Consider the following 4,167-nt stretch of genomic DNA (forward strand, 5'->3'; position numbering starts at 1 on the left):
ACCACGACACCGAAACCGGCTACATCTACCTCCGAGCCCGCCACTACGACCCAGCAACAGGCCAATTCACCAGCGTCGACCCCCTCGTCGCCATCACCGAAGAACCCTACGGATACGTGGGAGGGAATCCTGCAAACCGGGCCGACCCCTTAGGCCTCTACTGGGGTGAAGGGTTGGTCAACGGTATTGTCGAGGTGGCATCTCAGGGCAGTGCCACTTGTCTGCAGGTTCTCGATGCTGACTGTGATTCGTTCGTGGAGCGGCATCCGGAAGAAGCCCACGCGGTAGCTGACTTTGCAGGCGGAGTACTGGACACGAACCCGATCACCACTGCCCTGCCGCTCGACTTCGAGGGGCACGGTGTCGATTCGTCGTCCGGCTGGTTTCACGCGGGGCGATGGAGCATGGTGGCAGCCGAGACCGCCCTTGGCTTCTCGTCTGCCCCGGCGGCGGCATTCAATACTACAAGCGGCGTCTTCTATGCACTCTCGGTATGTGTGAATATCCGTGAGGGTGGCTGCGGAGGGGCGGTGTTTTCCGTGATGGTAGGACTCCTCGGACTCGCGGGCCACCAGTCCTTCCTTGACGAAGCATTCATTGTTCATATGTTCAATGCCATCGGCAATTTCATGCTCGCTGTCCCCTGGTCTGATTGCTAGTGAACAAGTACTCGTTATTCTTTCTGCTCTGCGGCAGTATTTCATTGGCGGCCTCTCGGGTCCTACCCCGACCCACGGAGTCCGACAACTTTGCTGGCAAACAATATTCAGAACTCCGTTCGTTGTCATTAGTAGTAGCAGTCGTGACGTTGCCGATTGCAGTTGTGCTCATTCTTGTTCAAGCCATCTAGTATGCGCCGCACCTCGACACAGCGGTGCGGTGCACGATCAAGGTTCACGCTCTGGTGGTATCGATTGATACTGATGAGTACGTTCGGCTCCTTCGCCGTCCTGCTGCTCTCGCTGCTGCTCGCCGCTGAAGATGGTGTCGCGATGCTGTTCACGGGCGCCGGACCAGAGAGCGCTCTCGGATCGGACTGCTGAGGTGGCGGCCGTGCGAACCAAGCGAATCCTGTTGCTCGTTGTCGCTGTTGTCATCGTTGTTGGGCTAGCAGTCCTGTTCGTCGTGGCTCAGAGCGGGCATCGGCTCGACAAGTCGAGCTATGGAGTGACGAGGGGCAGCGATGGCCACCTCGAGGTCGTGGTGTCGCCGTGCGAACCGTTCAGGATCGGGTCGGTCCAGTTCGGGCACGGCCCGCGAGGTGAGCGTCCGGAGATCGTGTTCTCGGCCACACTGGAGGATCGGGCCGCGGCAGTACACGAGTTGCCGACGGACGATGTGCCCGCAGGCTACTCGAGCCAGGGATCAGGGGCAGAGCTAGGCTCTGACGCGGTCGTGTGGCAGCTTCGAGCCGCTGATGACACGAACTTCTTGCCGTCCCCCTTTCACTTCGATGCTCGCGGCGTTGCGACGGGAAGCGTTCTTCGGGGAGATGGCGCGAGGGTCTCGATGGATGCTTGGAGGTCATGCTGAAGACCGTCCCGGTCGCTCGGTCTGCTTTGGCGGCACCCGGACCCGACCGGGATGTGGCCTGGGGACGGGCAATGCGGTTTGTGAACGAGCTGTAGCGCCACCTGGGCGCACGACTTTGACGTTCTGGGCGGTCTGGTGTCTCAGACGGCACCGGAGTCGCTGCCGAGCGTGTACAGCTGGGACGAGGCGTCTCGGCTGGTGTCGGTGGCCCAGCCGGGCGGGGACTGCGCGTCGACCCCGGTGGTCGATTGCGTCACCTACTCCTACGACCCGGCGGGTCGCCCGACCGGGGTGGACCATTTTTGGCAGGGTTGCGGAATGGCTTTGATGGGCCCCGGCGGCATGTCGACGCTCGGACGGATCATCGATCCTCTGGCGTCTCGGCCCGGCCGCCGGCGTGGTCACGTTGGCGGGACGGGCAAGTGCAAGGGGTGACAGCACCCCTGTAGTTGATCCGTCGGCGTGTGCGACACAACGCGTCGGCGCCGCTGCACATCGACGACATCTCACCGCGGGCTCGCCGCCCGACTCTTGCGGCACCTTCGATCGCGGGATCGACGGCAGCGGCGCCGTTCACGGCGCGGGTAGACGTCGATCGGGGTGTCAGCCCGTGGACGGTGGGCGAGCCGAGCCCCGAGCTGGGGTTCAGCGTGGCGGCGCGGGCGGGAACGGGTTCGCCGAGAAATACCGCCCAGATCCCTAAGGCCGGCCCGGCCGGCCGGTCAGGACGGGTGCAGGACCCACCCCCAACCCCCCTGAAGGTGCGTTCCCATGACCCCCACCCGCCGCCCCCGTTCCACCGCCCTCGCCCCCCTGGCCCTCACCGCCGGCCTGCTGGGCTCGGGCTGCTCGAGCTCGGGCTCCGGCCCGGAGGCCATCGAGCGCCCGGCCTCCAGCTCGGTCGTCGCCCCGTCGTCCACCACCGGCGGCTCGGGCGACGCCACCACCTCCACCACCGCCCCGGCCACCGCAGACCAGGCCTTCGTGGTCCGCTCCACCAGCGACCTCGTGCTCCACGACCAGCCCGATGCCGGCTCGCCCAGCCGCACGGTGCCCGCCACCAACGAGTTCGGCAGCGCCCTCGCCCTCCTGGTCACGGCCCAGCAGCCCGGTTGGGTCGAGGTGCTCGTGCCCGGCCGGCCGACCGGCGCCCGGGCCTGGCTCGAGGTGGAGGCCGCCGCCGACCTGGAGCTGCGGGCCGTGACCACTCGCATCGAGGTCGACCTCGCCGCCCGCACCCTGACCCTGTTCGACGACGGAGAGGTGGTCCTCACCACCCCCGTGGCCGTCGGGGCCGCCGATTCGCCCACCCCCACCGGGTTCTTCTCGGTGACCGACAAGCTCCAGGACCCCAACCCCAACGGCGCCTACGGCCCGTTCGCCCTGGGCCTCTCCGGGCGCTCCGAGGTGATCACCGACTTCGCCGGTGGCGACGGCCAGATCGGCATCCACGGCACCAACGACCCGTCCAGCATCGGGCAGGATGTGTCCCACGGCTGCATCCGCGTGCCCAACGAGGTGATCAGCCAACTCAACGAGCTGCTTCCCCTCGGTACGCCGGTCGTGGTTCGCTAGAGACAGATGCAGGTCGCAACCGATGCGGGAAGGACCATGGCCGGAACCCCAGAAGGAAGCCTGGTCGAAGCGGCCCGGGCCGGCGACAGCCAGGCCTTCGGCAAGCTCTTCGACACCTGGTTCGACAAGGTGCACGACCTCTCCCGCCGCATCGTCCGGGATCCCGGCACGGCGGGAGAGGTGGCCCAGGACACCTTCCTCGCCGCCTGGACCCGACTCGACTCGCTCGACGATCCCGACGCCTTCGGCGGCTGGTTGCTGCGCATCGCCCGCAACAAGTCGCTCAACCGGCTCGAGAAGGAACGCCGGAGCGTCGCACTGGACCACGACACCATGACCACCCTCACCGACCTCGACGCCCCCGACCACGATCCCCTCGCCCACCTCGACCAGGCCGGGCGGGTGGCCCTGGTGTGGGATGCGGCCGCCGCCCTGGGCGAACGTGACCGCAGCATCCTCGACCTGCACCTGCGCCACGGACTCGGCCCCGGCGATCTGGCCGAGGAGCTGGGCACCACCGCCAACAACGCCCACCAGATCCTGTTCACCCTCCGCAAGCGGCTGGGCACCAACGTGCGGGCGCTGGTGCTCTGGCGGGCGGGGCGACCGGCGTGCGAGAACCTCCGCCGCACCCTTTCCTCCGCGGGGATCGCCACCTTCGACAAGCAGGCCGTGAAGGTCATCGACCGCCACGCCGAGGTCTGCGACGACTGCAGCCGCGAGCGCTCCGATCGCCTGGCGCCGGCCGCCCTCTTCGGGGCCGCCCCGGTGGTGGCGGCACCGTTCCTGCTCAAGGCCCAGGCCGCCTCCGCCCTGGAAGCGGCCGGCGTCCCCATGGGGGGCTCGAGCGCCCTCGCCGGCGGCTCCACGGCCGGTTCCGCGGCGGGCGGCGGGACCGCACCCGGCGCCACGTCAACCGGCGCAACGTCGACCGGTGCGATGTCCGCCGCCGCTGTCATCCGCAGAACCCGGCCCTTCGGTGTCGGGCCGATGTCGCTGGGCCGACCCTGCGGGTCGAAGTCGACCGACAGGTCGGGTGTCAGGTCGATGCCGAGGGCG

Annotated in this window: 4 protein-coding genes; all 4 read left to right on the forward strand. The window is 67.7% G+C overall.

Annotation, left to right across the window (positions count from 1 at the left end):
• The coding region (locus tag PKD89_RS19630) for an RHS repeat-associated core domain-containing protein (RefSeq protein WP_324332896.1) at window positions 1-659 on the forward strand (659 nt) is incomplete at its 5' end.
• Between the two features lie 394 nt (window positions 660-1,053).
• A complete protein-coding gene (locus PKD89_RS19635) occupies window positions 1,054-1,533 on the forward strand; it encodes a hypothetical protein (protein WP_289011396.1) in 480 nt (159 codons plus the stop codon).
• A gap of 771 nt (window positions 1,534-2,304) precedes the next feature.
• Window positions 2,305-3,108, forward strand: coding sequence for a L,D-transpeptidase (locus tag PKD89_RS19640; RefSeq protein WP_324332897.1), 804 nt, complete (start codon window positions 2,305-2,307; stop codon window positions 3,106-3,108).
• A gap of 36 nt (window positions 3,109-3,144) precedes the next feature.
• Window positions 3,145-4,167: RNA polymerase sigma factor (locus PKD89_RS19645; protein WP_289011398.1), on the forward strand; the 1,023-nt coding region annotated here is incomplete at its 3' end.

The sequence above is a fragment of the Candidatus Neomicrothrix sp. genome, assembly GCF_035329545.1.
Classification (GTDB): Bacteria; Actinomycetota; Acidimicrobiia; order Acidimicrobiales; family Microtrichaceae; genus Microthrix; species Microthrix subdominans.